This window comes from Pseudomonas sp. SMN11, from assembly GCF_052041945.1.
Classification (GTDB): domain Bacteria; phylum Pseudomonadota; class Gammaproteobacteria; order Pseudomonadales; family Pseudomonadaceae; genus Aquipseudomonas.
Window position 1 is genome coordinate 28,572 of record NZ_JBKGGW010000037.1, and the last position, 23,325, is coordinate 51,896.

Below are 23,325 nucleotides of genomic sequence, written 5' to 3' on the forward strand. Positions count from 1 at the left end.
ACTCCGGATCCTCGGCCAAGCTTCTGAGCTATGTGCGGGGGCTGCGCTGATGCGTGCCTACGTTCTGTGCGGCGGCTTTGGCACGCGTCTGCAGAGCGTTACCCAGGGCTCTCAAAAAGCCTTGGTCAGTGTGCATGGCGCGCCCTTTATGCAGGCCGTTCTGGTTCAGTTGGCCCAAGCCGGCGTCAGCGAGGCGGTGCTGTGTGCTCACTACCGTGCCGATCAGGTGGCAGAGCAGCTGCCAGCACTGGCCAAGGCCAGTGGCCTGACACTGCATCTGGTCATTGAGGAGCAACCTCTCGGTACAGGGGGGGCACTGCTGAACGCGTTGGCTGAACATCCCGCAGCTGATCGCTACCTGGTGCTCAATGCCGACACTTACCTCGACGCCCCGGCCTATCGTCTGGCGGGCGTGTCCAGCGGCAACGCCATGGTCGGTGTCAAGGTTGAGGAGCGCAGCCGTTTCGGCAGCCTTGAAGTAGACGGTAGTGGCGGGCTCAGTGCGATAAGCGAGAAGGGTGTGACGGGGCCGGGGCTTATCAATGCCGGGGTCTATGCCTTCGAGACCGAGGCCTTTGCCGGCCTCATCGCACATCCTTGCTCTCTTGAGCGAGACCTGCTGCCCGCATTGTTGCGGCGTGCTGCGGTAGTGGTGTGTGAATACAGGGGGCGTTTCATCGATATCGGCACACCGGAATCGTTCGCCCGTTACTCCGTCGATTTTCAGATGAGCACCGCCCGATGAGTTCGCTAGTCCAGACAATGAGCATCAGTGAAAGGCACAGTATTCTCGATGCAGTTGAGCTGATCGAGGCAGCTGCATCCCAGATCGTGTTCGTCGTCGATGATGGCGGCCGGCTACAGGGCGTGGTGACCAACGGTGACGTCCGTCGTCATCTGCTGCAAGGCGGGCTGACCGACATGCCGGTTACCGCCTGCATGAACCGGCAATTCCGTGCAGTTCCGGTTGGAACCTCGCGTGAGGAACTGCTGAAGTTGTTCGACCTTGGGTACATCGCCTTGCCGGGCCTGGACGGCGAGCAGCGGTTGGTCGAGGTATACACCCGCCAACTCGCCGCCAGCGCCGAAGTGCCTGTGCTGGCCAGGGCGCGAGCCCCTGTGCGCATGAGTTTCTGTGGGGGTGGCACCGACCTAACCTATTTTTTCATCGACCACCCGGCGGCAGTGCTGAGCTGTACGGTTGGCCTGTATGCCCACGCCACGCTGGTGCCGCGCAAGGACAAGCAGATCAGTATTCACGCTGAGGATCTGGGGCGCGAGGAGCATTTCGATTGCCTGGCAGACTTGCTGGCTACCGATGAGAAAAGCTTGCTGGCCACTATCGTTGCGGTCATCAAGCCCAACTACGGCTTTGACCTGTTCCTGCGTTCGGACTTTCCGGTGGGCTCTGGGCTGGGGGGCTCTTCGGCCGCCACCACGGCCACCATCGCAGTGTTCAACGAGTTGCGCCAGGACCGCTGGAGCACCTACGAGATCGCTGAACTGGCGTTCCAGGCAGAACGCTTGTGCTTTGGCATCGCGGGGGGATGGCAAGATCAATACGCCTCAGCGTTCGGTGGCTTCAATCTGATCGAATTCGAAAACCAGCGCAATCTGGTTCACCCGATTCGCCTGGAGGAGGCTATCCGTAATGAGTTCGAGTCATGCCTCCTGCTTTGCAATACCGGCATTTCCCACGACTCGGGTCGCTTGCACGAGCTGCAGCGTGAAGAAATCGAGGCGCAAGAATCGCAAACCGAACTGCTGCATGCCAGCGTCGCACTCTGCCGGCGCATGCACCGCCACCTGATCCGTGGCGAGCTACGCGGTGTCGGTGTCTGTCTGGATGAAGCATGGCGCTTGAAGAAGCGTTTTTCTTCTGCAATCAGCCACGGCCGCCTCGACCAGATCTATGACGCGGCAATCGCTGCGGGGGCGGTGGGCGGCAAGCTGCTAGGTGCCGGTGGCGGTGGTTTCTTCCTGTTCTATGTGCAGCCACAACTGCGCCAGCGCGTGATTGGCGTACTGGCCGAGCTTGGCTGCCAAACCCAGAATTTCCGCTTTGAATCCAGCGGCGTAACCTCATGGCGAGCGAAAATCCAATGACTTCCATTCTTCTTGACGGCGTCCCGCTGGGCGGTGAGCGCGTCTACGTCATCGCCGAAGTGGGCAACAACCATAACGGCTCCCTGGAGCTGGCTCGGCAGCTGGTGGATGCGGCCATTGCGGCCGGCGCCGACTGTGTCAAGTTTCAGTTGCGCAACCGTGAAGCGTTGTATCGACGCAAGGCTGATGGCTCGCGCGCCGAGGACCTGGGTGTCGAGTACATTCAGGACCTGCTGGACAAAGTCGAGCTGAGCCTCGATGAGCACCGTCAGGTGCGTGAGTACTGTGCGCTCAAGGGCGTGACCTACCTCTGCACTCCCTGGGACGAGCCTAGTGTCGATGCGCTGGCCGGGTTCGACGTGGCGGCGCTGAAAATTGCTTCGGCCGACCTGTGCAACCCGTATCTGATCGCCAAGGCCGCCAGCCTGGGCAAGCCTCTGATCCTTTCTACCGGGATGTCCTTCGAGCATGAAATCATTCGTGCCGTGGAGCAGTTGCAGGCATTGGGCACGCCGTTTGCGCTGCTGCATTGCAACAGTGCCTATCCGGCGCCGGAGTCTGACATTCAGTTGGGCTACCTGCGACGCCTGCAGGAACTGCATGACCTGGTCGGTTACTCAGGGCATGAGCGAGGTATCGCCATTACCCTGGGAGCCGTCGCCCTGGGTGCGAAGCTGGTGGAGCGGCACATCACCCTGGACCGCGAAATGGAGGGCCCCGACCACCTGGCCAGCCTGGAGCCTGCCGAATTTCGCCAGATGGTCGAGGGTATCCGGCAGCTGGAGTTGGCGTTGCCTTGGAAGGGGCCAGGCCGCCACGCCAGTCAAGGTGAGCTGCTCAACCGTGAAAACCTGGCCAAGAGCGTGATCGCGGCGCGTGACATTCCGCGTGGCAGCACCCTTGAGCCCGACATGCTGCGCATCGCCAGCCCCGGCCAGGGACTTGCGCCTTATCGTTTGCCTGAGTTGCTCGGCAAGGCGGCCCAGCGCGACATCGCATTGGGCGACTTCCTGTTCGAAAGTGACCTTGAGGAGCAGCAGGCCGAACAAAAGCTGGCGTTCGACATGCCGGTCCGCTGGGGTGTGCCGGTCCGCTATCACGACTTCCTCGATTACCGTCGGCGGATCCAGCCAGACCTGTTCGAGTTTCATCTGTCATACCGCGATCTGAGCCTGCAGCCGCAGCGATACCTCGCGCCAGTGGAGTGTTCGCGCCTGGTGGTACATGCACCGGAGCTGTTCGAGAACAGCGAACTGCTGGACCTGGTTGCCGATGACCCGGCCTACCGTCAGCGCTCGATCGACAACTTGCAACGGGTGGTGGATGCGACCCTGCAAATCGCCGAGTACTTTCCCAACGCCGACGCCCGGCTGATCGTGGCCAACATCGGCGGGTTCTCCGCAGACGCGCCGCGCCCATTGGCAATGCGTCCGCAGCTTTATGAGCGCTTTTACGAGTCGTGCGCGCGTGTCGACTTCGCCACTACCGAACTGACTCCGCAGAACATGGCGCCGTTTCCCTGGCACTTCGGCGGCCAGCGCCATCAGAACATTTTCATGATGCCCGAAGAGCTGGCTGCCCAGGCCCGAGACAGCGGTATGCGCCTTTGTCTGGACCTGTCGCATCTGCAGATGACCTGCTTCCACTTTGGTCTCGATTTCCAGCAGGCCCTGACGTTGTTGTTGCCGTACTCGGCGCACCTGCATGTAGCTGATGCCAAAGGTACCAATGGAGAAGGTGTGTTGATGGGGACCGGAGACATCGACTGGCCGGCGAGCTGGGCGAAGATCAAGGCCCATCCGCAGGTGAGCTTCATTCCAGAGGTATGGCAGGGCCATAAGGATCACGGCGCAGGTTTCTGGTCGGCGCTGGCGTTTTTGAATCGATTGAATTGAGCCGAACGCTCGGCGAACTGGGGTTTGAGAGATGGGAAACAAAGTGCGAGTTGCTGACTACATCATGAATCGGCTGGCGGAACTGGGCATCAAGCAGGTGTTCTTCCTGCCGGGTGGCGGCGCCATGCATCTGAACGATGCCCTGGGGCGTCACCCCGATCTCGAGCCGATTCTGTGCTTGCATGAGCAAGCTTGCGGAGTCGCCGCCGAGGCTGCCGGCAAATTGTCTGGTGGCCCCAGCGCCTGCATGACCACCTGCGGTCCGGGCGCGACCAACGCCGTCACTGCGACCTTGGGAGCCTGGCTGGACTCCACCCCGGTGTTCTTCATTTCCGGGCAGGTCAAGACTGCCGACCTCAAGGCCGACAGCGGTCTGCGCATGCTTGGCGTGCAGGAGGCCGATATTGTCTCGATCGTTTCCTCGATCACCAAGCGGGCGGTGACCTTGACCGATCCTCTGGCAGTGGCCGAGGTGTTCGACGAACTCGAGCATGCGGCGCTCAGCGGTCGTCGTGGCCCGGTGTGGCTGGATGTGCCGCTGGATGTGCAGGCGGTACAGATCGACCCATCGACCCTGCGTCGTGCGAAGTTGCCGGCAGTGGCCAAGGCTGTGGACCTGACCGAGCCGGTCGCGCGTACCCTTGAGCTGCTCAAGGGGGCCAAACGCCCTGGCATCATCGCAGGCAGCGGCGTTCGCATGGCTGGCGCTGTCGAAGCCTTCCGCAATCTGGCGCAGAGCGTTGGTGTGCCGGTCATGCCGACCTGGCTGGCGATGGACCTGATCGAAGACGACCATCCGTTGTATGGCGGGCGACCAGGTTCGATCGCGCCACGCTGGAGCAACTTCACGCTGCAGAATTGCGACCTGTTGATCGTCCTTGGGTCGCGCCTGGACATGGCCTTGACTGCCTATAACCATGCGCATTTCGCGCCCAAGGCCAAGAAGGTCGTGGTTGATATCGACGCGACCGAAATCGCCAAGTTGCAAATGGACATTGCAGTTCCGGTGGTCTGTGACGTCAAACCATTCATCGAGCAACTGCAGGCCGCAGTGAATGCCGAGCGCCTCCCGGACTTCGGCGCGTGGCGCGAACAGATCGCGACCTGGCGTGCCCGTTATCCGCTGCTGCAGGCCGAGCATGCCGATGACAGTCTCGGCGTGAGCATGTACCACTTCAGTGACAGGCTGTCCGACCTGCTGCAAGAGGGCGATGTCATTGCGCCGGGCAGCTCCGGTTTCGCGTCGGAACTGTTCCTTCTCAACCTGCGTTTGAAGAAGGACCAGCGTTGCTTCCACAACCGTGGTACCGGCTCGATGGGCTTCGGCGTTCCAGCGGCCATCGGCGCCTGCCTGGCTGCCGGCCGCAAGCAGACCATCTGTGTCGATGGCGACGGCGGGGTGCAGATGAACATTCAGGAACTGGCGACCCTGGCGGCGCAGAAGTTGCCGATCAAGTGTTTCGTCATCAACAACCAAGGCTATGCCTCTATCCGTACTTCGCAGAACGCGCACTTCAAACTGCTGGTGGGTGCCGACGCTGAGAGTGGCCTGCAGCTGCCCGACCTGCAGCAGCTTACTGCTGCCTATGGCGTTGGGTACGCAAAGATAGACAGCCATGCGGCACTGGATGAAAAGCTCAAGGCGGTGCTCGACCGTGATGGCCCGGTGGTGTGTGAGGTCGTCGTGCAGGTCGAGGAAGCGCGAGTGCCGCGTGTGATGACCCGTATCAACGAGCAAGGCAAGCCGGAGACAGGTGCGCTGGAAGACCTGTACCCGTTCCTGCCACGGGATGAGTTCGCGGCACAGATGGCCGTTTCGGAGCACGACTGAAATGGCGTGGCTGAAGAGAAAGCTCACGGGCTGGAGCTATCGCTACCTGCGAGGCACCCACTCGTGGGCACACGCTCGCTCGCCTGAAATCCACCATGAGCGCCTGTTGCCTTATGCCAGTTATGCCCCCTGGCACGGCGATCAGGCGTTCGAGCATGCCCTGCAATTGGTCCAGGCCAATACCTTGGTCGACAAGTATCGCTTGCACGAGCTGTGGTCACTGGCGCGGCAACTGGAGCTGCTGGACGGTGACTTTCTCGAGGTCGGTGTCTGGCGCGGTGGCTCCGGTTGCCTGTTGGCGCTTGCCACTCAACGGCCGGGCCGGCAAGTTTTCCTGGCCGACACCTTCGCAGGTGTGGTGAAGGCGGGGAACTACGATACCCGCTATGAGGGTGGCGAGCATGCCGATACCGACATCGGCATGGTCGAGGCGCTGGCGCGTCGATGCGGCGTGAGCGACCGGGTCCAGTTGCTGCAAGGCATGTTTCCGGAGCAGAACGCCGAGCGTGTAACCGGGCGTCTGGCCTTGTTGCATATCGATGTCGATGTCTACGAGTCGGCGCGCGATGTCCTGGACTGGGCGTTGCCGCGTTTGCAGCCAGGCGCGGTGGTGGTGTTCGATGACTATGGCTTCTTCGGGTGTGAAGGCGTGACCCGGCTTGTGAACGCCTTCATGGTCGATAACCCGGACTTCCGCTTCATGCACAACCTCAACGGCCATGCAGTGCTGGTGCGCGTTGCCGGAGGGGCCTGCCATGCTTGACCGGGAGCGCTTCAAGCATGTGCTGGTATACGGCGCGCGCCTGGCGGGGCAGCGCGTGCAGGCTTACCTGGCCGATCGCGGTATCGACGTGGACGGTTTTCTTGACCGTGATGCGTCATTGGGCCAAGTGGGTGAAATCAGCGTGGCTACCGCGCAGGGCTGGGCCAATAGCCATGACCCCGCAACTGCCTGCGTGGTAATCGGGCTTTTCAACAATTACGTAGACGTTGCTGAAGTAGTGCGTGACTTGCGCGCGCTTGGCTTCGGGCGTGTATTGAGCCTGGTCGAGTTCGTCAACCTGTTCCCGCAGGATCAGCCGTTCCGTTATTGGCTTGTCGAAGGCAGCTATTACCAGGCCAACGCAGAGCGGATCGCGTTCATGCGTGCGCACCTGGCCGATGCAGCCAGCCAGGAACTGCTCGACCGTATCGTCGAGTTCAGAACCGGCGGTGATTATCTGTGCTTGCCCGCACCGTCGCCGCGCCAGTACTTCCCTGCAGACCTGCCGCAATGGCCACAGCCGCTGCGTTTTATCGACTGTGGTGCCTATGTGGGCGACAGCGTGGCAGAAATGCGTGAGGCGGGTCTGCAGTTCGCGTCGGTTGCCTGTTTTGAGCCCAATCTTGAGAACTACGCAGCGCTGGTTGACAGCGTGCGTGACCTGAATGCGGTGAATTTCCCTTGCGGGGTGTCAGACCGCAACCGGCAGGTCGGTTTCGACGGCGCCTTGGGCGCTGGTGGGCATCTGGTCGAGACTGGTGGTGAGACGGTGACCTGCGTGCGCATCGACGACGCCTTGCCGGGATTTGCCCCCAACCTGATCAAGATGGATATCGAAGGTGAAGAGCCAGCAGCGCTGGAAGGCGCTCGGCAAACCTTGGCCCGCTATCGGCCGAACCTGGCGATCAGTATCTATCACCGGGCCGAACACCTGTGGAGCATTTTCGAGCAGCTGCGCGGGTACGACCTGAATTACCGATTCTACTTGCGCTGCCACGCGCACAGCACCTTTGACACCGTGCTCTATGCGATGAGTGAGAACGAGGGAACACCATGAGCCTGTTGGAAAAGTCGAGCTATTGGGACAGCTTCTATAGCGGTCGCAAAAAGGGCGCCCCTGCGTACCCGTCGCAGTTCGCCGCGTTTGTCATCAACGAGCTCAGCGATGTCGACGGCATCATCGAGTTCGGCTGTGGCAATGGCCGCGACAGCGAGTTCTTCGCTGCTAACGGCTTTGAGTTGCTGGCGCTGGATGCTTCGACGGAGGCGATCGAGCTGTGCCGGTCGCGTTCCGCGCATGCTCGTGCCCGTTACGTGCACTCCACTGCGGGTGACGCCCGTGGTGCCATTCAGGGGTTTCTCGAAGGCAAACGCAAGGTCGCAGTCTATGCCCGGTTCTTCCTCCATGCCATCGATGAGCTAGAGGCGGCGGCATTGCTTGACCTGATCGGGCTCTTGCTGCCAGCTGGCAGCCAGGTTTTCTTCGAATACCGCACAGTGAACGATGCCGATCAGGAAAAGATCTTCGGTACCGATCACTACCGTCGTTATCTGGAACATGCCAGTGCGTTGGCCAGCATCGAACGGGCTGGCTTTCGTATCGTGTACCAGATCGAAGGGCATGGCTTGGCAAAGTTTCGCGATGAAGACGCCAAGGTCGGCCGTTGTGTCGCGCAGAAGAATTGAGTTGCATTGAATCGAGGTAAGTGACATGCAGGACCTGCAAGGCAAGAAAATCGTCCTTTTCGGCGCTGGCAAGAGTGGTGGGTTGTTCATCGAGCAGAATCGTGAGCTGAACATCCTGGCGGTGGCCGACAATGACCCAGGCAAACAAGGCGGCGAGTTCAATGGTTACCCGATCATCGCCGCCGAGCAGATCGCCGAGACTGGCTGCGATGTGCTGGTGATCACCAGCGTATGGTCCGACAGCATCCTCAAACAGTTGGCCGAACTGGGTCTGGGATACATTCCGACGGTCATTCCGGGCAAGCGCGAGATGAAGGGGATGCGTGACATTCACCCTTTCTCCCACCCTGTGACCCGCCAACTGGCTGAGGACCTGGTCGTGGTGCTGGGCGCCATGACTGATGCCGCCGGTATCGATCTCTATCTCGATTTTGGCACCTTGCTTGGCGCTTACCGTGATGGCGGTTTCATTCCCTGGGATGACGATATCGATTTTTCGGTAAACGCCGCGCAGTTCGAACGACTGGTCGAGCTGGTGCGGGAGAATCGTGCCGCGCTGCCGGTGCTCGAGGGTGTGCAATGGCGCATGGAGGTCATCGCTACCCATGGTGTCGATTTCGCCATTCGCATCACCTGCGAGAACGTCGGCGAAGGCGAGGTGATCATCCCGTTCGAGACCGACATCGCCCGCCGAGTGCGTCGCGACGGCTCTGCAGTGGTAATCGGCGCCATGCCGGAGTGGTTCTGCCCGGAGCGGCATTTCGACGGTTTTGATCCGGTCCAGTTGTTCGGTGCCACGCTCAAGGCACCCAGTGATGCGCTGGGTTACCTGGATTTCGTGTATGGGGAGTGGCGCGTACCGAAGAAGGACATGTCATTTGCCGACTACAACAATTCCGGTGAAGTGCAGTTCGAACAGTACGACAATTCGATTCGCGCGCTGTAACTCAACCATCAGCTAGCGGGCGGGCCAGGCGCAGGCCCGCTCGCGCATGCCCGTCAGCTGTCAGGAGTACCCAGATGGTCCGTTCGTTGTTTGCCAAGCGACCCAGCCCCTATTACATCATGGCCCCGGACTACCGTCGCAGTTCGGCGGGCATCCGTGTGCTGCACATGTTGTGCGACGCCCTGATGCGTGCGGGGCAGGAGGCCTACATCGCGGCAAAAGGCATGCACCCTGGCCTGATGACACCCCTCTTGACCGATACGGTTGTCGCGCTGCACAAGGCTCAAGGCGTCGAGCCCATCGTCGTCTATCCGGAAGTGGTCGACGGTAACCCCTTCAAGGGCAACGTAGTGGTTCGCTACTTGTTGAATCGACCGGGCTTTCTCAACAACGTCAGCCCGTATGCCGAAACGGACGTACTGTTTTCCTATACCCGCGAGTTGCTGCAAACGGGTATGGAGGAGGACCGTGTGCTCTACATGCCGGCGGTCGACTTGAGCATTTTTTGCCCCCCTTCCGATAGCCGCATTCGCACGCCCGGCAAGGTCTGCTACTACCGAGGCAGAAAGAGCCAAGTGGAAATAGACCCGGCATTGCTGGGTGAAGATGCCGTAGAAATAACAGGTCAGAGCCCGGGCTCCTGGGAGGAGCTGGCTGCGTTGTTCCAAAGCTGCGAATACTTCTACTGCACCGAACCCTCAGGCCTGGCGGCGGAAGCGGCGTTGTGCGGCTGTGTTGCGGTGATCCTTCCCAATGCCTATGCGCCAAAGCCGCTCTCGCAGCACGAGAACAACAGCTATGGCGTAGCCTGGGGCAATTCTGAGCAGAGCCTGCAACAAGCCAGGGCCAGTATGCCGCTGCTGCGCGAGAGTCTCTTGCAGCACCAGCGTACCTTCTGGTCGGCTCTTGACCATTTCATCGTCGTCACCCAAGAGGCGGTCGAGCAGTATCGTGTCCGCTCTCAGGTCAGTGACGCGCAGCGCTGGCTCGAGCAACGCACGCTTGGCGATGTACAGCGCACGCAAGTCGGTCAGTACCTGCAGGCACGGCCGGCGTTGCGGCTGGGGGTGGTGGTGGTCGATCAGCAGGCCGATACGCCCGCGCTGAGCAGAACGCTTGAAAGCCTGGCGGCAATTGCCGAGCCGAACATCGTGCTGGTGCCGATGGTGATCGGGGGCGCGCCAAATGTGGTAAGTGCCGTCAATGCGTGCCTTGCCGATGCTGACTGCGAGCTGTTCATGGTGCTCGAGGCTGGCGAAACCCTGACTGCCGCTGGCGTGCTCAGCCTGATGCTGGAGCGCGTAGCTGCGCCAAATTGTCGTGCGTTGTATGCCGATGAGGTCATGCGTGATGGTAATGGCATGATCGAACTGCAACTGCGCCCGGCGCTGAACCTCGATCTGCTGTTGAGCTTGCCGGCCGCGATGGCGCGCCATTGGCTGTTCGACCGTGAGGTATGGCAAGGATTGGGAGGTTTCGATGCCCGGTATGCGCAGGCGTTCGAGCTCGACTATGTTCTGCGCCTGGTTGAGGCCGGCGGTCTGGAAGGCTTGGGGCATATCAGCGAGCCGCTGGTGATGGGGCAGCCACCGATGCTTCAGGATCAGCCCGAGCAGCGTGAAGTGATCGAGGCTCACTTGCGCAGGCGTGGCTACCCAGCAGCCCATGTGACCTCGCGCCTGCCAGGCCGTTATGAGCTGGACTACGGCCATGATGTCTGCCCACCTGTCAGTATCCTGATTGCGTTGGAGGGCCAACTGGCGTATGCCCAGCGTTGCGTGCAGAGCCTGCTGGAAAGCACTGATTACGACAATTACGAAGTACTGCTGCTGAACCGGCTCAATGACGACTCGGTAACCGAGCAGTGGCTTGGCGGCATCGAGGGCATGGAAGTCGGGCATCTGCGGGTCTTGCGTTTTGACGCAGATCTCGATCAGCAGACGGTCTTGAACCATGCAGCTGCACAAAGCAGGGGAGAGTTCCTGCTGTTCCTCGATCCGCATGTCGGAGTCATCGATAGCGGTTGGCTGGCGCAGATGCTCAACCATGCCATGCGCCCGGAAGTTGCGGGGGTCGCGGCCAAGTTGCTCGATGGTGATGGTCGGGTTCGCCAGGGGGGATTGCTGCTGGGGTTGTCGGGGCCGGTAACTGCGCCTTTCGATGGGCTGCCCGGCGACGCCGCAGGTTACATGCATCGTTTGGAGGTTGACCAGAATTACAGCGCGCTGGGCTCGCAATGCCTGATGGTACGACGCGAACTTTTTGACACGGTGGGTGGCTTTGATGGGCAGATGGGGCCGTGGGCAAACGTCGACCTGTGCCTGAAGCTGCAGCAGGCCGGCTACCTCAATGTATGGACGCCCCGTGCGCAATTGCTGGTCAGTGGCACCGAGATACCCTCTGCCACCGCTGAGCAGGAAGATTGCCTGTACGCCCGCTGGTTGCCCGTGATCGCGCGGGATCCGGCGGGCAACCCGAACCTGGTTCATGGCGAGCGCGGGTATCAGTTCAGCTATGCCGACCCGCAGATATCCTGGCGCCCGCTGGCAGCGCAGGCTTCGTTGCCGACAGTACTTGTTCACACCGATGCGTCGCTGGCCATTCAGCATCGCCTGACCCTGCCATTCGATGCCTTGTACGAGCGAGGCCTGATTCAGGGTGCGGTACATGGCAAATGGCTGAGTGTGCCGGGCCTGGAGCGGTTCGCACCCGCTGCGATCATTCTGCAGGGACACACCGACCCGGAACACATCCAGGCCATGCGGCGCATGAAGGCATTCAGCAAGGCGTTCAAGGTCTATGACCTTGGTACTTACTTGCCGGACGCTCGGTTGCAGGGCCCGTTTGCCCGCAAACGTCCTGAAGATGTGCTGGCGCTGCTGCGCCTGGGCATCGAGTGCATGGATCGTCTGGTCGTGCCGACAGCGTTCATGGCGCAGGTTTGCGAAGGTTTCAATGCAGATATCCAGGTGCTGGAGGATCGACTTGCGCCTGAACAATGGGCAGGCCTGCAATGCCAGCGCCGCTGTGACGACAAGCCCAGAGTCGGCTGGGTTGGTGGGTTGGGCGAGCAGGACGACCTTGAGCTGATTGCCGAAGCTGTCAAGGACCTGGCCGACGAGGTGCACTGGGTGGTGCTGGGCAGCTGTCCTGAGCATCTGCGTCCTTTCATGCATGAAGTCCACGCGTCAGTACCCGCCGAGCGTTATGCAGACAAGCTTGCCTCATTGAATCTCGATCTGGCCGTGGTGCCCTTGCAGCGCTCTTTGCTGAACCGCTGCAAGAGCAATCTGCGTTTGCTGGAGCATGGGGCTTGTGGTGTGCCGGTGATCTGCAGTGATATCGAAGCGCATCATGGCGACTTGCCGGTCAAGCGCGTTGCTGGTCAGACTGCCGCCTGGGTGGATGCGATCCGGCTTCATGTCAGCGACCTGGAGGCAGTGGCCCAGTTGGGCGATTACCTGCGCCAGTGCGTATTGCAAGGCTGGATGCTCGACGAGGCTGCGTTGGTCCGGTGGCGCGATGGATGGTTGGGTGGGTCGCCAGCATGAGGCAGGTATCGATGAAAAACGTGATGGTTGCTGATGTCCAGCGAATTGCTCCGTACCTTGATGTGACGGCGTTGTCCGGGCAGCACTTGCTGCTGACCGGTTGCACAGGCTTCTTCGGCAAGTGGCTTCTGGCGATGCTGGCCGAACTCAATCGAAGGGGGGCTGCGGTCCGCGTGACAGCTGTATCGCGGTCGCCGGGCCGATTTCTCCTTGAGTACCCGGAATATGCCAACGTTGACTGGATACATTGGCTGGAGGCTGACGTGCGGTCGCTCGACCGGCAGTTGGCGGGTGTGCGCCTGGACGGCGTGATCCATGCGGCGACCGATACCCTAGCCGGTGGTCAGGCGGACGCACTGCGGCTCTACGATACGATCATCGAAGGCGCGCGCAGCGTGCTGGAGCTGGCAGTGCGTAGTGGTGCCAGGCGTGTGTTGTTCACCGGCTCGGGGGCGCAGTACGGCGCAATCGAATGGGGATGTCCGGTGCTTGAAAGCAGCCTTGGCGCCTGTGACTCTACCCAGGCGGCCAGCGCTTACGCGGAGGGCAAGCGGGCTCAAGAGACGCTGGCCGCCATCTATGCACAGCGCCATGGCCTGGAAGTGGTGTTCACCCGCTGCTTCGCGTTCTCCGGGCCTGGGTTGGCAATGGATGCACATTTTGCCATCGGCAATTTCGTGCGCGATGCCTTGCGCTGCAATGCGCTATCGCTGAGTTCCAGTGGTACTGCGGTGCGCAGCTACCTTCACGGCGCAGACCTGGCTGGCTGGTTGCTGATGCTGTTGGTCAGGGGGGGAAGTGGGCAGGCCTACAATGTCGGTTCGGACAAAGCACTGAGCATTGCCGATCTGGCGCGCCGGGTTGTCGCTTGCCTGGCTCCTGGCAAGCCTGTGCTGATCCTCGGCCAAGATGGCATGACGCAAGCGCCTTCATATTATGTGCCGGACATCTCCAAAGCCCGTGCCCTGGGCCTCGATGACTGGACCACGCTGGAGCAATCCATCACCAGCATGGGGCAATGGGCCAGCCAACAAGGTATCGCTGGATAGGGCGAACTACCCCCAGTTCAATTCGGGCGACAAAAAGCGCGTGACTCGGGAGTCAGAACGGGCATCTTCACTGTATATTGTCGAAACCGGGAACCGCCTCGCCGCCCGGGCAAACCGTCAGGGATCGGAACTCAACCAATCGCCTGGCGTTTTGCCATTTGGAGCGGGGTGGGTATTTCGCTGTTACTGAATTGGGAAGCCATATGATTGGCATTAAAAGCATCGCCAGTTACGTGCCGACTGAAGGCGTGGACAACTACGCCCAGGGCGCGAAATTCGGCAAGGATCAGGATTTCATCTTTGGCAAGATCGGCTCGACGTTCTTGCCACGCAAGGAAGCTACCCAGGAAACCTCCGACCTCTGTGTAGAGGCCGCGAAAAACCTGTTCTCTGCCAATCCATCCCTGGACCCGGCATCCATCGACGCGGTGATCGTGGTCACCCAGAACGGTGATGCCGAAGGCCTGCCGCACACTGCTGCAATCGTCCAGCACAAGCTGGGCCTGTCCACCGCGATCGCTGCCTTCGATATCTCGCTGGGGTGCTCGGGCTACGTCTATGGCCTTTACGCCATGAAGGGGTTCATGGAAGCAGCCGGTCTGAAGAACGGCTTGCTGATCACCGCCGACCCTTATTCAAAGATCGTCGACCCTGAAGATCGCAACACCACCATGTTGTTCGGTGATGCCGCCACAGCCACCTGGATGGGCGAGGGCGCCATCTGGCAATTGGGTAAATCGCTGTTCGGTAGCGATGGTGCCGGCGCCGAACACCTGCGCACTACCGATGGCAAATTCTTCATGAATGGCCGTCAGGTTTACAATTTTGCCTTGGTCAAAGTGCCGGCACACCTTCAGCAGTTGCTCGAAGCCAGTGAACTGCAGCCCGATGATATCGACCTGTACTGCCTGCACCAGGGTAGCGCAGCGATCGTCGACGCGGTGTCGGCACGCTTCGTCGAAGGTGAGCACAAGCAGAAGTTCGTCAAGGACATGGTCGAGACCGGCAACACGGTGTCGTCGAGCATCCCGCTGCTGCTGGAGAAACACGTGCTGGGCTCGCAGCACTCGCGTGTCGCGCTCAGTGGTTTTGGTGTGGGCCTGTCCTGGGGCTCCGCAATCATCGAGCGCCGCGACTGACCGCTCATGGCCTTGCAGAAACGCCGCCTCTTTCAGGCGGCGTTTTCATTTTCCGGCCTGCTGGTTTGCGTGCCTGAAATCTGGCGCCAACTCCTTGATTTCATTGGGCTGGCAGGATGCCAGCAATTTTTTTGAAAAATCTCCTAAAGCAACCCGCCCTGACGACGATAACCATTACGAAGGTTCTCTGTGCCACACCCGGCGAATTGCCAAGGCCGGAAGCCGTAGTACCCAATCCAACGAGGAATTCGTCATGGCTTTGACTGTTAACACCAACACTACCTCCCTGGGCGTTCAGAAGAACCTGAACCGTGCTTCCGATGCACTGGCCACTTCGATGACCCGTCTGTCCTCCGGCCTGAAAATCAACAGCGCCAAAGACGACGCCGCTGGCCTGCAGATCGCTACCCGCATGACCTCGCAGATCCGTGGTCAGACCATGGCTATCAAAAACGCCAACGACGGTATCTCCATCGCCCAGACCGCTGAAGGCGCGATGCAAGAGCAGACCAACATCCTGCAGCGTATGCGCGAACTGGCCGTTCAATCGCGAAACGACTCCAACAGCACCGATGACCGTATCGCTCTGGACAAAGAATTCCAGTCGATGGCTTCGGAACTGACCCGTATCGCCAGCAGCACCCAGCTCAACGGTAAAAACCTGCTGGACGGTTCGGCTTCGACCATGACCTTCCAGGTTGGCTCGAACACCGGCAGCGCCAACCAGATCACCATCGACCTGAACCAGAAGTTCGACGCCACCTCGCTGGGCATCGGCTCGGGCATCAACATTCAAGGTTCGAGCAGCACTCTGTCCGAAACCAACTACAGCGCTGCCATCGCTGCCATCGACACCGCTCTGCAGACCATCAACACCAACCGTGCTGACCTGGGTGCCGTGCAGAACCGTCTGACCAGCACCATCAACAACCTGCAGAACATCAACGAGAACGCCGAAGCCGCTCGTGGCCGCGTACAGGACACCGACTTCGCTTCGGAAACCGCTCAGATGACCAAGCAGCAGACTCTGCAGCAGGCATCCACCTCGGTTCTGGCTCAGGCCAACCAGCTGCCGTCGGCAGTATTGAAGCTGCTGGGCTAATCTGCCTAGTTGCCGGCGGGGGAGCGCTGATACGGCGCTTCCCCGCCTTTTCATTGCGAGGTTGTGGTCATGGACATGAGCGTAAAGCTGAACCTGTCTTATCCGGCCGCACGACCGGCCGAACAGGCCGTCGACAAACCGGTAGTTCGGTCGCCGGAAGAAGTAAAACCTGTAAAAGACGGCCATAAAAGCCAGTCGGCGGTGCCGGATGCCGACAAGGTCAAGGGCGCTGTCGCGGAAATCGAAAAGTTCCTGAAGGCTTCCCAGCGCAATCTGGAATTTTCCACAGATGAAGAATCCGGCAAAATCGTTGTCAAAGTCATTGCCAGTGACAGTGGTGAATTGATTCGCCAACTGCCTTCGGAAGAAGCGTTGCGGATTGCCCATAGCCTGAGCGATGTAAACAGTGTTCTGTTCGACGCCAAGGTATGATGGGCGGCGAACATCAATGAAGTGATGCATGTCGGCGCTGCAGGAGCGGAGCCGGCGCGTTGACAAGAGGGATAACGGCATGGCAAGCGCACTCACCCCTACCACTGGCCTGGGCTCTGGTCTCAATATCGGCGAGATCGTGAGCGTGCTGGTCAAGGCTGACACATCCGCAAAGCAAACCCAGATCACCCGCCAAACCAGCAACAACACGGCCTTGATCTCGGGAATCGGCTCGCTGCGCAGTGCTCTGACGGCGTTCCAGGACGCCATGAAGAAGCTCAACGACAAGGATGCACCGTCCTTCAATGCCTACTCTGCGAAGTCGGCGAATGAGTCGGTGGTCAAGATCACGTCGAGCAACTCTGCGGTGGCCGGCAGCTACGACATCGTCGTGGACAAACTGGCGACCAGCTCGAAAGTGGCCAGCCAGCAGTTCGCCGGGGGCGCGAGCAGCTCCATCAGCGCCGGCCAGCTGACTCTCAGCCAGGGTGGGAAAACCTATAGCCTCGACGTTGCCAGTGGTGCCACGCTGCAGAGCGTGCGCGACCAGATCAACAAGGAAATGGGCGCAAACGGCATTTCCGCCAACATCGTCAATGAAGAGGGTGGCTCTCGCCTCGTGCTGAGCTCCACAACCACTGGCGCTGGTAGCGATATCTCGTTGAGCGGCATCGCCGAACTGGAAATCGACGGCACCACCCAGATGTCCGGCAGTGGCGCGGGTTACATCAGTGCCCTGGCCCAGGATGCCGAGTTGAGCATTGATGGCCTGAAGGTCAAAAGTGCGTCCAACACTGTCGATAAGGCTATTAGTGGCATGACGCTGCAGCTCACCGGGGTCAGCGCCAAGACCGGTGGCACCACGGGTACGCCTACCGCTGTGACGGTTGCAGCGGACAACGATGGTCTGAAGAAATCGATTCAGAGTTTCGTCGATGCCTATAACACCATGCAGAAGGCAATTACCTCGCTGACCTCCACCAGTCGTGACAGTGATGACAACCTGGTGCTTGGCCCGCTCACCAATGACCCGACTACCCGCTCGCTGCTGGGTGACGTGCGCAAGGTGCTGAGCGAGGTGGGTGCAGGGGAAAACCTGACGACCTTGAGCCAGTTGGGTATCAATACCCAGAAGGACGGTACGCTGGAGTTCAACAGCACCAAGTTCACCTCGGCGATGAGCGACAAGAAGCTCGGCCCTGAGGTGCAGAACCTGTTCACCGGTACCAACGGTATCTTCGAGCGGATGAACAAGGCCATCGATCCGTACAACAAGACCGATGGCAGCCTGGCCACGCGCAAGGCAAACCTGGACAAGACTGCATCCCAGCTGGCGGACCAGCAGGCAGCTCTTGATCGACGCACCGAGTCGCTGACCGAGTCGCTGACCAAGCAGTACGTAGCGCTGGATACCGCCTTGGGCAAGTTGAAAGCCCAGGCCGACCAGATCACCTCGATCTTCGAAGCGATCAACGCCCAGGCCAAGAAGTCCTGATCAGGCGTTTCTGCCAAAAGCCCGGCGGCGTCCTGTGGATGCCCCGGGCTTTTTGCTTTTCTTCTAAAGTTTTTTGACGTCCCGGCGATACACAGGGTACAAGCAACCTTTTTCGCAGCAACGAGGTAGATCCATGAACCCGATGTTGGCCCTTCGGCAATACCAGAAAGTCAACGGTGTGGCTCAGACGTCCGAAGCCAGTCCGCACCGTCTGGTGCAGATGCTCATGCAAGGCGGACTTGATCGCATGGCCCAGGCCAAGGGTGCCATGGCGCGCAAGGATGTGGCCCAGAAGGGTATCCTGATCGGCAAGGCCATCGACATCATCGGTGGCCTGCGCGAAGGCCTGGACCTGGAAAACCACGCCGACAGCCTGGCCGAACTGGACAGCCTGTACACCTACATGAGCCGTCGGCTTGTCGAGGCCAACGCCAAGAATGACCCTGCCATCATCGACGAAGTCGCACGTTTGCTGATCACTGTGAAGGAAGGTTGGGACGCGCTCGGCGACCAGTCGTCGGCTTCCTGAGCCAGGAGGATGACATGAGCGATGTGATCACCCGTATCGAACAGACCCGTCAGCTGCTGCTGACGGCGCTGGAAAAGCGCGACTGGGATGCCGTGGGTGAACTGGACCTGGAATGCCGTCTGCGCATCAATGATGTGCTGGGTGAAGCCCAGGGCCAGGAAGCGGATGTGCGCGACAGCCTGGAGCAGCTGCTCGAGGTCTACCGGCAACTAATCGACGTTGCAAGTGGCGAGCGTCAATCAATAGTCGACGAGATGACGCAAATCCGTCAGGCGAAAAACGCTGCCAAGGTATACCATCTGTTCAGTTGACCACAGATGATACAGAAAGCCGTGCGCCATTAATTTGACTGCACGGGTTTTTTTGACTTTACTAGTGGCTGTTTTCGAATTTCAGACGTCCGAACACTGACCATTCAGTCGGAGATGTCGAGCATGCCCGAGAAGGGCGCCGATATGACTAGGGAAGTTGCTATTGCATGTGGCGTGAAACCAAGATTCTCCTGATCGATGACGACAGCGCCCGCCGCCGCGATCTGGCGGTGGTCCTGAACTTTCTCGGCGAAGATAACCTCCCATGCTCCAGCCAGGATTGGCAGCAGGTCGTAGGGAGTCTGTCTTCGAGTCGTGAAGTGCTCTGCGTGCTGATCGGTACCGTCAATGCCCCAGGCAGTGTCCTTGGGCTGCTTAAGACAGTGGCTGCGTGGGATGAGTTCCTTCCGGTTCTGCTGATTGGTGAAATTTCTTCTGCGGACTACCCGGAAGAGTTGCGCCGGCGCGTCCTGTCCAACCTCGAGATGCCGCCGAGCTACAGCCAGCTGCTCGATTCGCTGCACCGTGCCCAGGTCTACCGCGAGATGTACGACCAGGCCCGTGAGCGCGGTCGTCAGCGCGAGCCCAACCTGTTCCGCAGCCTGGTCGGCACCAGCCGTGCCATCCAGCATGTGCGGCAGATGATGCAGCAGGTGGCCGATACCGACGCCAGCGTGCTGATCCTCGGTGAGTCCGGCACCGGCAAGGAAGTGGTGGCGCGCAACCTGCACTACCACTCCAAGCGCCGCGAAGCGCCGTTCGTGCCGGTCAACTGCGGTGCGATCCCGGCCGAGTTGCTGGAAAGCGAGCTGTTCGGCCATGAAAAGGGCGCCTTTACCGGCGCGATCACCAGCCGTGCCGGGCGCTTCGAGCTGGCCAACGGTGGCACCCTGTTCCTCGACGAAATTGGCGACATGCCGCTGCCGATGCAGGTCAAGCTGCTGCGTGTGCTGCAAGAGCGCACCTTCGAGCGCGTGGGCAGCAACAAGACCCAGAGCATCGACGTGCGCATCATTGCGGCCACCCACAAGAACCTCGAAACCATGATCGAGGACGGGACCTTCCGCGAAGACCTGTACTACCGCCTCAATGTGTTCCCGATCGAGATGGCGCCACTGCGTGAGCGCGTGGAAGACATCCCGTTGCTGATGAACGAGCTGATCTCGCGCATGGAGCACGAGAAGCGCGGTTCGATCCGCTTCAACTCGGCCGCGATCATGTCGCTGTGCCGCCACGGCTGGCCAGGCAACGTCCGCGAGCTGGCCAACCTGGTCGAGCGCATGGCGATCATGCACCCGTATGGCGTAATCGGTGTGTCGGAGCTGCCGAAGAAGTTCCGCTATATCGACGACGAGGACGAGCAGCTGGTCGACAGCCTGCGCAGCGACCTCGAAGAGCGCGTGGCGATCAATGGGCATACGCCGAACTTCAGCAACCATGCGATGCTGCCGCCAGAAGGGCTGGACCTGAAGGACTACCTTGGCAGTCTCGAGCAGGGTCTGATCCAGCAGGCGCTGGACGATGCCAATGGTATCGTTGCGCGCGCGGCCGAGCGTTTGCGCATTCGCCGCACCACCTTGGTCGAGAAGATGCGCAAGTACGGCATGAGCCGCCAGGGCGGCGAGGACCAGGTGGAAGACTGATTCCGCCTGTACCGGCCTCCTCGCGCGTAAACCCGCTCCCACAGGAGCCTCACAAGGCTTGTGCCTGTGATGTACCTGTGGGAGCGGGTTTACCCGCGAAGAGGCCGGGCCTGTAAGCGCTAATCCCCATCCCCGGCACGGCTATTGCTACACCGCTGGCATCACACCGTTTTTATGACGGTCAGCCACGCGAGAGAGCACGATGCCCCAGGCCGCCCACTTTTCCCGAGTCCCTGATCCGCAGGGGCGTACCCCGGTCGAACAGGAGAGTCGACAGGGGCTGGAGCAGGCGTTCGCCCTGTTCAATCAGGTATCCACCCAGCTCAACCAGTCCTACAGCATGCTCGAAGCCCGCGTCAGCGAACTCAAGGGCGAACTGGCGGTGGTCGGCGCGCAGCGCATGGCCGAGCTTAACGAGAAGGAGCGCCTGGCCAACCGCCTGCAGAACTTGCTCGACCTGCTGCCGGGTGGGGTGATCGTGATCGACGACCAGGGCCTGGTGCGTGAAGCCAACCCGGCAGCCTGCGAACTGCTCGGCGAGCCGCTGGTCGGCCAGCTGTGGCGCCAGGTGATCGCCCGCAGCTTCGCCCCGCGCAAGGATGACGGCCATGAGGTTTCGCTGCGGGACGGTCGTCGCCTGTCCATTGCCACGCGTTCGCTGGATGCTGAACCCGGCCAGCTGGTGCTGCTCAACGACCTGACTGAAACCCGTCGCCTGCAGGATCAGCTGGCCCGGCATGAACGCCTGTCTTCCCTGGGGCGCATGGTCGCCTCGCTGGCGCATCAGATTCGTACGCCGCTGTCGGCGGCCATGCTCTATGCCAGCCATCTGGCTGACGCTGAGCGCGAGCTTGCGCCAGAAACCCGCCAGCGCTTCGCCGGCAGCCTGAAGGAACGCCTGCACGAACTGGAGCACCAGGTGCGTGACATGTTGGTGTTTGCCCGTGGCGAGCTGCCGCTGGGTGACCGGTTGACCCCGAAGGGCCTGTTCCAGGCCCTGCAGCAGGCTGCCCAGCCCCACGTGCAAGGACATGCAGTGCGCTGGCAGTGCGACAGCCAACTGGGTGAATTGCTGTGCAACCGCGACACCCTGGTCGGCGCCTTGCTCAACCTGGTCGAGAACGCCTTGCAGGCCAGCGACAGCCCGGCGCGGCTCAAGGTGCACCTGTTCCGTCGTGAGCACACCCTGCACTTGAACATCAGCGATGCCGGCAGTGGTATCGATGCGCAGCTGCTGGGGCGTCTGGGCGAACCGTTCCTGACCACCAAGGCTACTGGCACCGGGTTGGGGCTGGCGGTGGTCAAGGCCGTGGTGCGTGCGCACCAGGGCAAGCTTCAGCTGCGCTCGAAAGTCGGGCGCGGCACCTGTGTAAAGGTTGAACTGCCGTTGATCGACGGGCAGGCAACGGAGGTCGTGTGATGGCAATCAAGGTGCTGCTGGTCGAGGATGACCGCGTTTTGCGCCAGGCGCTGGGCGATACCCTGGAGATCGGCGGTTTCGCCTTTGATGCGGTCGGCAGTGCCGAGGAGGCACTGGAGGCGGTGGCGGGCGAGGCTTACAGCCTGGTGGTCAGCGACGTGAACATGCCGGGCATGGACGGGCACCAGTTGTTGGCGCAGTTACGCCGTCACTATCCGCAGTTGCCGGTGTTGCTAATGACCGCTCACGCGGCCGTCGAACGTGCCGTGGAGGCCATGCGCCAAGGGGCCGCGGATTATCTGGTCAAGCCGTTCGAGCCCAGGGCGTTGCTGAGCCTGGTCGAGCGCCACGCTACCGGGCGCCTGGCGGCAGCCGACAACGAAGGGCCGGTGGCGTGCGAGGCCGCCAGCCGACACCTGCTGGAGTTGGCGGCGCGCGTGGCGCGCAGCGACTCGACCGTACTCATTTCCGGTGAGTCGGGGACTGGCAAGGAAGTACTGGCGCGCTACATCCATCAGCAGTCGCCGCGGGCGGCGCAGCCATTTGTTGCGATCAACTGCGCGGCGATCCCGGACAACATGCTCGAGGCCACGCTGTTCGGTCACGAGAAGGGCGCCTTCACCGGCGCCATCGCGGCCCAGGCCGGCAAGTTCGAGCAGGCCGAGGGCGGCACCTTGCTGCTCGATGAGATCTCCGAGATGCCCCTTGGCCTGCAGGCCAAGTTGTTGCGCGTGTTGCAGGAGCGCGAGGTGGAGCGGGTCGGTGGGCGCAAACCGATCGCCCTGGACATCCGTGTGCTGGCCACCAGTAACCGCGACATGGCGGGCGAAGTGGCGGCGGGGCGCTTCCGCGAGGACTTGTATTACCGCCTTTCGGTATTCCCGCTGGCCTGGCAGCCGCTGCGCGAGCGCGCTGGCGATATCCTGCCGCTGGCCGAGCGCTTGCTGGCGCGCCACGTGGCGAAGATGAAGCATGCGCCGGTGCGGCTGTCGGCCGAGGCGCGCGCCTGCCTGCAGGCGCACGCCTGGCCGGGCAACGTGCGCGAGCTGGACAACGCCTTGCAGCGGGCGTTGATCCTGCAACAGGGCGGGGTGATCGAAGCGGCGGATTTCTGTCTGGCAGGTGCCATTCCATTGTCGGCTGGAGCAATGGCCACTACATCGCCATTATCCGCGGACGTGGCGGTGGATTCGGGTGGTTTGGGCGACGACATGCGTCGCCATGAATTCCAGATGATCATCGACACCCTGCGCGCCGAGCGCGGTCGTCGCAAGGAAGCGGCCGAAAAACTGGGCATCAGTCCGCGTACCTTGCGCTACAAGCTGGCGCAGATGCGTGACGCCGGGCTCGATGTGGAAGCCAGTCTGTTCGGCTGAAGACAGTCATTTATATGTTTGCGGTGCGGGCTGGCACATGAGTTGCTAGTT

General features: G+C 61.0%; 20 protein-coding genes. All 20 read left to right on the top strand.

Annotation, left to right across the window (positions count from 1 at the left end):
• Nucleotides 1-49 precede the first annotated feature (49 nt).
• Entirely contained in the window at nucleotides 50-745 is a 696-nt protein-coding gene (locus ACLEJU_RS23760) for a sugar phosphate nucleotidyltransferase (RefSeq protein ID WP_435423648.1), read from the top strand.
• Nucleotides 746-762: 17 nt separating this feature from the next.
• Nucleotides 763-2,106, top strand: coding sequence for a GHMP family kinase ATP-binding protein (locus tag ACLEJU_RS23765; RefSeq protein WP_440776754.1), 1,344 nt, complete (start codon nucleotides 763-765; stop codon nucleotides 2,104-2,106).
• Nucleotides 2,103-4,001: an N-acetylneuraminate synthase family protein gene (locus ACLEJU_RS23770; RefSeq protein ID WP_435423646.1), complete on the top strand. Its 1,899-nt coding sequence runs from the start codon at nucleotides 2,103-2,105 to the stop codon at nucleotides 3,999-4,001. The genes ACLEJU_RS23765 and ACLEJU_RS23770 overlap by 4 nt, the downstream gene beginning before the upstream one ends.
• A gap of 31 nt (nucleotides 4,002-4,032) precedes the next feature.
• Nucleotides 4,033-5,832, top strand: coding sequence for a thiamine pyrophosphate-binding protein (locus ACLEJU_RS23775; RefSeq protein ID WP_435423645.1), 1,800 nt, complete (start codon nucleotides 4,033-4,035; stop codon nucleotides 5,830-5,832).
• 1 nt (nucleotide 5,833) lies between these two features.
• Nucleotides 5,834-6,595 (top strand): TylF/MycF/NovP-related O-methyltransferase, encoded by a 762-nt coding sequence (locus ACLEJU_RS23780; protein ID WP_435423644.1) that lies wholly within the window; start codon nucleotides 5,834-5,836, stop codon nucleotides 6,593-6,595.
• Nucleotides 6,588-7,652, top strand: a complete 1,065-nt coding sequence (locus tag ACLEJU_RS23785; RefSeq protein WP_435423643.1) for an FkbM family methyltransferase — start codon at nucleotides 6,588-6,590, stop codon at nucleotides 7,650-7,652. The genes ACLEJU_RS23780 and ACLEJU_RS23785 overlap by 8 nt, the downstream gene beginning before the upstream one ends.
• Nucleotides 7,649-8,281, top strand: coding sequence for a class I SAM-dependent methyltransferase (locus tag ACLEJU_RS23790; RefSeq protein WP_435423642.1), 633 nt, complete (start codon nucleotides 7,649-7,651; stop codon nucleotides 8,279-8,281). The genes ACLEJU_RS23785 and ACLEJU_RS23790 overlap by 4 nt, the downstream gene beginning before the upstream one ends.
• A gap of 25 nt (nucleotides 8,282-8,306) precedes the next feature.
• Nucleotides 8,307-9,227, top strand: a complete 921-nt coding sequence (locus ACLEJU_RS23795) for a LicD family protein (RefSeq protein WP_435423641.1) — start codon at nucleotides 8,307-8,309, stop codon at nucleotides 9,225-9,227.
• Between the two features lie 74 nt (nucleotides 9,228-9,301).
• Nucleotides 9,302-12,778, top strand: coding sequence for a glycosyltransferase (locus ACLEJU_RS23800; RefSeq protein WP_435423640.1), 3,477 nt, complete (start codon nucleotides 9,302-9,304; stop codon nucleotides 12,776-12,778).
• 23 nt (nucleotides 12,779-12,801) lie between these two features.
• A complete protein-coding gene (locus ACLEJU_RS23805; protein ID WP_435423639.1) occupies nucleotides 12,802-13,827 on the top strand; it encodes an NAD-dependent epimerase/dehydratase family protein in 1,026 nt (341 codons plus the stop codon).
• Between the two features lie 203 nt (nucleotides 13,828-14,030).
• Nucleotides 14,031-14,966: a ketoacyl-ACP synthase III gene (locus ACLEJU_RS23810; RefSeq protein ID WP_435423638.1), complete on the top strand. Its 936-nt coding sequence runs from the start codon at nucleotides 14,031-14,033 to the stop codon at nucleotides 14,964-14,966.
• A gap of 6 nt (nucleotides 14,967-14,972) precedes the next feature.
• Complete coding sequence (locus ACLEJU_RS23815; protein ID WP_435423637.1) at nucleotides 14,973-15,101, top strand: hypothetical protein; 129 nt, start codon at nucleotides 14,973-14,975, stop codon at nucleotides 15,099-15,101.
• Between the two features lie 118 nt (nucleotides 15,102-15,219).
• Nucleotides 15,220-16,068, top strand: coding sequence for a flagellin domain-containing protein (locus ACLEJU_RS23820; RefSeq protein ID WP_435423636.1), 849 nt, complete (start codon nucleotides 15,220-15,222; stop codon nucleotides 16,066-16,068).
• 69 nt (nucleotides 16,069-16,137) lie between these two features.
• The gene (locus tag ACLEJU_RS23825) at nucleotides 16,138-16,500 is read left to right on the top strand and encodes a flagellar protein FlaG (protein ID WP_435423635.1); all 363 of its coding nucleotides are present in this window, start codon (nucleotides 16,138-16,140) and stop codon (nucleotides 16,498-16,500) included.
• A 79-nt stretch (nucleotides 16,501-16,579) separates the two neighbouring features.
• The gene (fliD, locus tag ACLEJU_RS23830) at nucleotides 16,580-17,995 is read left to right on the top strand and encodes a flagellar filament capping protein FliD (protein ID WP_435423634.1); all 1,416 of its coding nucleotides are present in this window, start codon (nucleotides 16,580-16,582) and stop codon (nucleotides 17,993-17,995) included.
• A 133-nt stretch (nucleotides 17,996-18,128) separates the two neighbouring features.
• Nucleotides 18,129-18,524, top strand: a complete 396-nt coding sequence (fliS, locus tag ACLEJU_RS23835) for a flagellar export chaperone FliS (RefSeq protein ID WP_435423633.1) — start codon at nucleotides 18,129-18,131, stop codon at nucleotides 18,522-18,524.
• A gap of 14 nt (nucleotides 18,525-18,538) precedes the next feature.
• Nucleotides 18,539-18,835, top strand: a complete 297-nt coding sequence (locus ACLEJU_RS23840) for a flagellar protein FliT (protein WP_400692628.1) — start codon at nucleotides 18,539-18,541, stop codon at nucleotides 18,833-18,835.
• A gap of 167 nt (nucleotides 18,836-19,002) precedes the next feature.
• A complete protein-coding gene (gene fleQ, locus ACLEJU_RS23845) occupies nucleotides 19,003-20,478 on the top strand; it encodes a transcriptional regulator FleQ (protein ID WP_435423632.1) in 1,476 nt (491 codons plus the stop codon).
• Between the two features lie 202 nt (nucleotides 20,479-20,680).
• Nucleotides 20,681-21,898 carry a sensor histidine kinase gene (locus ACLEJU_RS23850; protein ID WP_435423631.1) on the top strand — a complete coding sequence of 406 codons (1,218 nt, stop codon included), beginning with the start codon at nucleotides 20,681-20,683 and terminating at the stop codon, nucleotides 21,896-21,898.
• Nucleotides 21,898-23,274 (top strand): sigma-54-dependent transcriptional regulator, encoded by a 1,377-nt coding sequence (locus ACLEJU_RS23855; RefSeq protein WP_435423630.1) that lies wholly within the window; start codon nucleotides 21,898-21,900, stop codon nucleotides 23,272-23,274. The genes ACLEJU_RS23850 and ACLEJU_RS23855 overlap by 1 nt, the downstream gene beginning before the upstream one ends.
• Nucleotides 23,275-23,325 lie beyond the last annotated feature (51 nt).

Excerpts from the sequence above, each read along its gene's own strand:
- ACLEJU_RS23820 (WP_435423636.1), top strand. The coding sequence starts at position 15,220 with ATGGCTTTGACTGTTAACACCAACACTACCTCCCTGGGCGTTCAGAAG.
- ACLEJU_RS23790 (WP_435423642.1), top strand. The coding sequence starts at position 7,649 with ATGAGCCTGTTGGAAAAGTCGAGCTATTGGGACAGCTTCTATAGCGGT.
- ACLEJU_RS23800 (WP_435423640.1), top strand. The coding sequence starts at position 9,302 with ATGGTCCGTTCGTTGTTTGCCAAGCGACCCAGCCCCTATTACATCATG.
- fleQ (WP_435423632.1), top strand. The coding sequence starts at position 19,003 with ATGTGGCGTGAAACCAAGATTCTCCTGATCGATGACGACAGCGCCCGC.
- ACLEJU_RS23810 (WP_435423638.1), top strand. The coding sequence starts at position 14,031 with ATGATTGGCATTAAAAGCATCGCCAGTTACGTGCCGACTGAAGGCGTG.
- ACLEJU_RS23760 (WP_435423648.1), top strand. The coding sequence starts at position 50 with ATGCGTGCCTACGTTCTGTGCGGCGGCTTTGGCACGCGTCTGCAGAGC.
- ACLEJU_RS23840 (WP_400692628.1), top strand. The coding sequence starts at position 18,539 with ATGAGCGATGTGATCACCCGTATCGAACAGACCCGTCAGCTGCTGCTG.
- ACLEJU_RS23775 (WP_435423645.1), top strand. The coding sequence starts at position 4,033 with ATGGGAAACAAAGTGCGAGTTGCTGACTACATCATGAATCGGCTGGCG.
- ACLEJU_RS23850 (WP_435423631.1), top strand. The coding sequence starts at position 20,681 with ATGCCCCAGGCCGCCCACTTTTCCCGAGTCCCTGATCCGCAGGGGCGT.
- ACLEJU_RS23805 (WP_435423639.1), top strand. The coding sequence starts at position 12,802 with ATGGTTGCTGATGTCCAGCGAATTGCTCCGTACCTTGATGTGACGGCG.
- ACLEJU_RS23785 (WP_435423643.1), top strand. The coding sequence starts at position 6,588 with ATGCTTGACCGGGAGCGCTTCAAGCATGTGCTGGTATACGGCGCGCGC.
- ACLEJU_RS23815 (WP_435423637.1), top strand. The coding sequence starts at position 14,973 with ATGGCCTTGCAGAAACGCCGCCTCTTTCAGGCGGCGTTTTCATTTTCC.
- fliS (WP_435423633.1), top strand. The coding sequence starts at position 18,129 with ATGAACCCGATGTTGGCCCTTCGGCAATACCAGAAAGTCAACGGTGTG.
- ACLEJU_RS23780 (WP_435423644.1), top strand. The coding sequence starts at position 5,834 with ATGGCGTGGCTGAAGAGAAAGCTCACGGGCTGGAGCTATCGCTACCTG.
- ACLEJU_RS23795 (WP_435423641.1), top strand. The coding sequence starts at position 8,307 with ATGCAGGACCTGCAAGGCAAGAAAATCGTCCTTTTCGGCGCTGGCAAG.
- ACLEJU_RS23825 (WP_435423635.1), top strand. The coding sequence starts at position 16,138 with ATGGACATGAGCGTAAAGCTGAACCTGTCTTATCCGGCCGCACGACCG.
- ACLEJU_RS23765 (WP_440776754.1), top strand. The coding sequence starts at position 763 with ATGAGCATCAGTGAAAGGCACAGTATTCTCGATGCAGTTGAGCTGATC.
- ACLEJU_RS23855 (WP_435423630.1), top strand. The coding sequence starts at position 21,898 with ATGGCAATCAAGGTGCTGCTGGTCGAGGATGACCGCGTTTTGCGCCAG.
- fliD (WP_435423634.1), top strand. The coding sequence starts at position 16,580 with ATGGCAAGCGCACTCACCCCTACCACTGGCCTGGGCTCTGGTCTCAAT.
- ACLEJU_RS23770 (WP_435423646.1), top strand. The coding sequence starts at position 2,103 with ATGACTTCCATTCTTCTTGACGGCGTCCCGCTGGGCGGTGAGCGCGTC.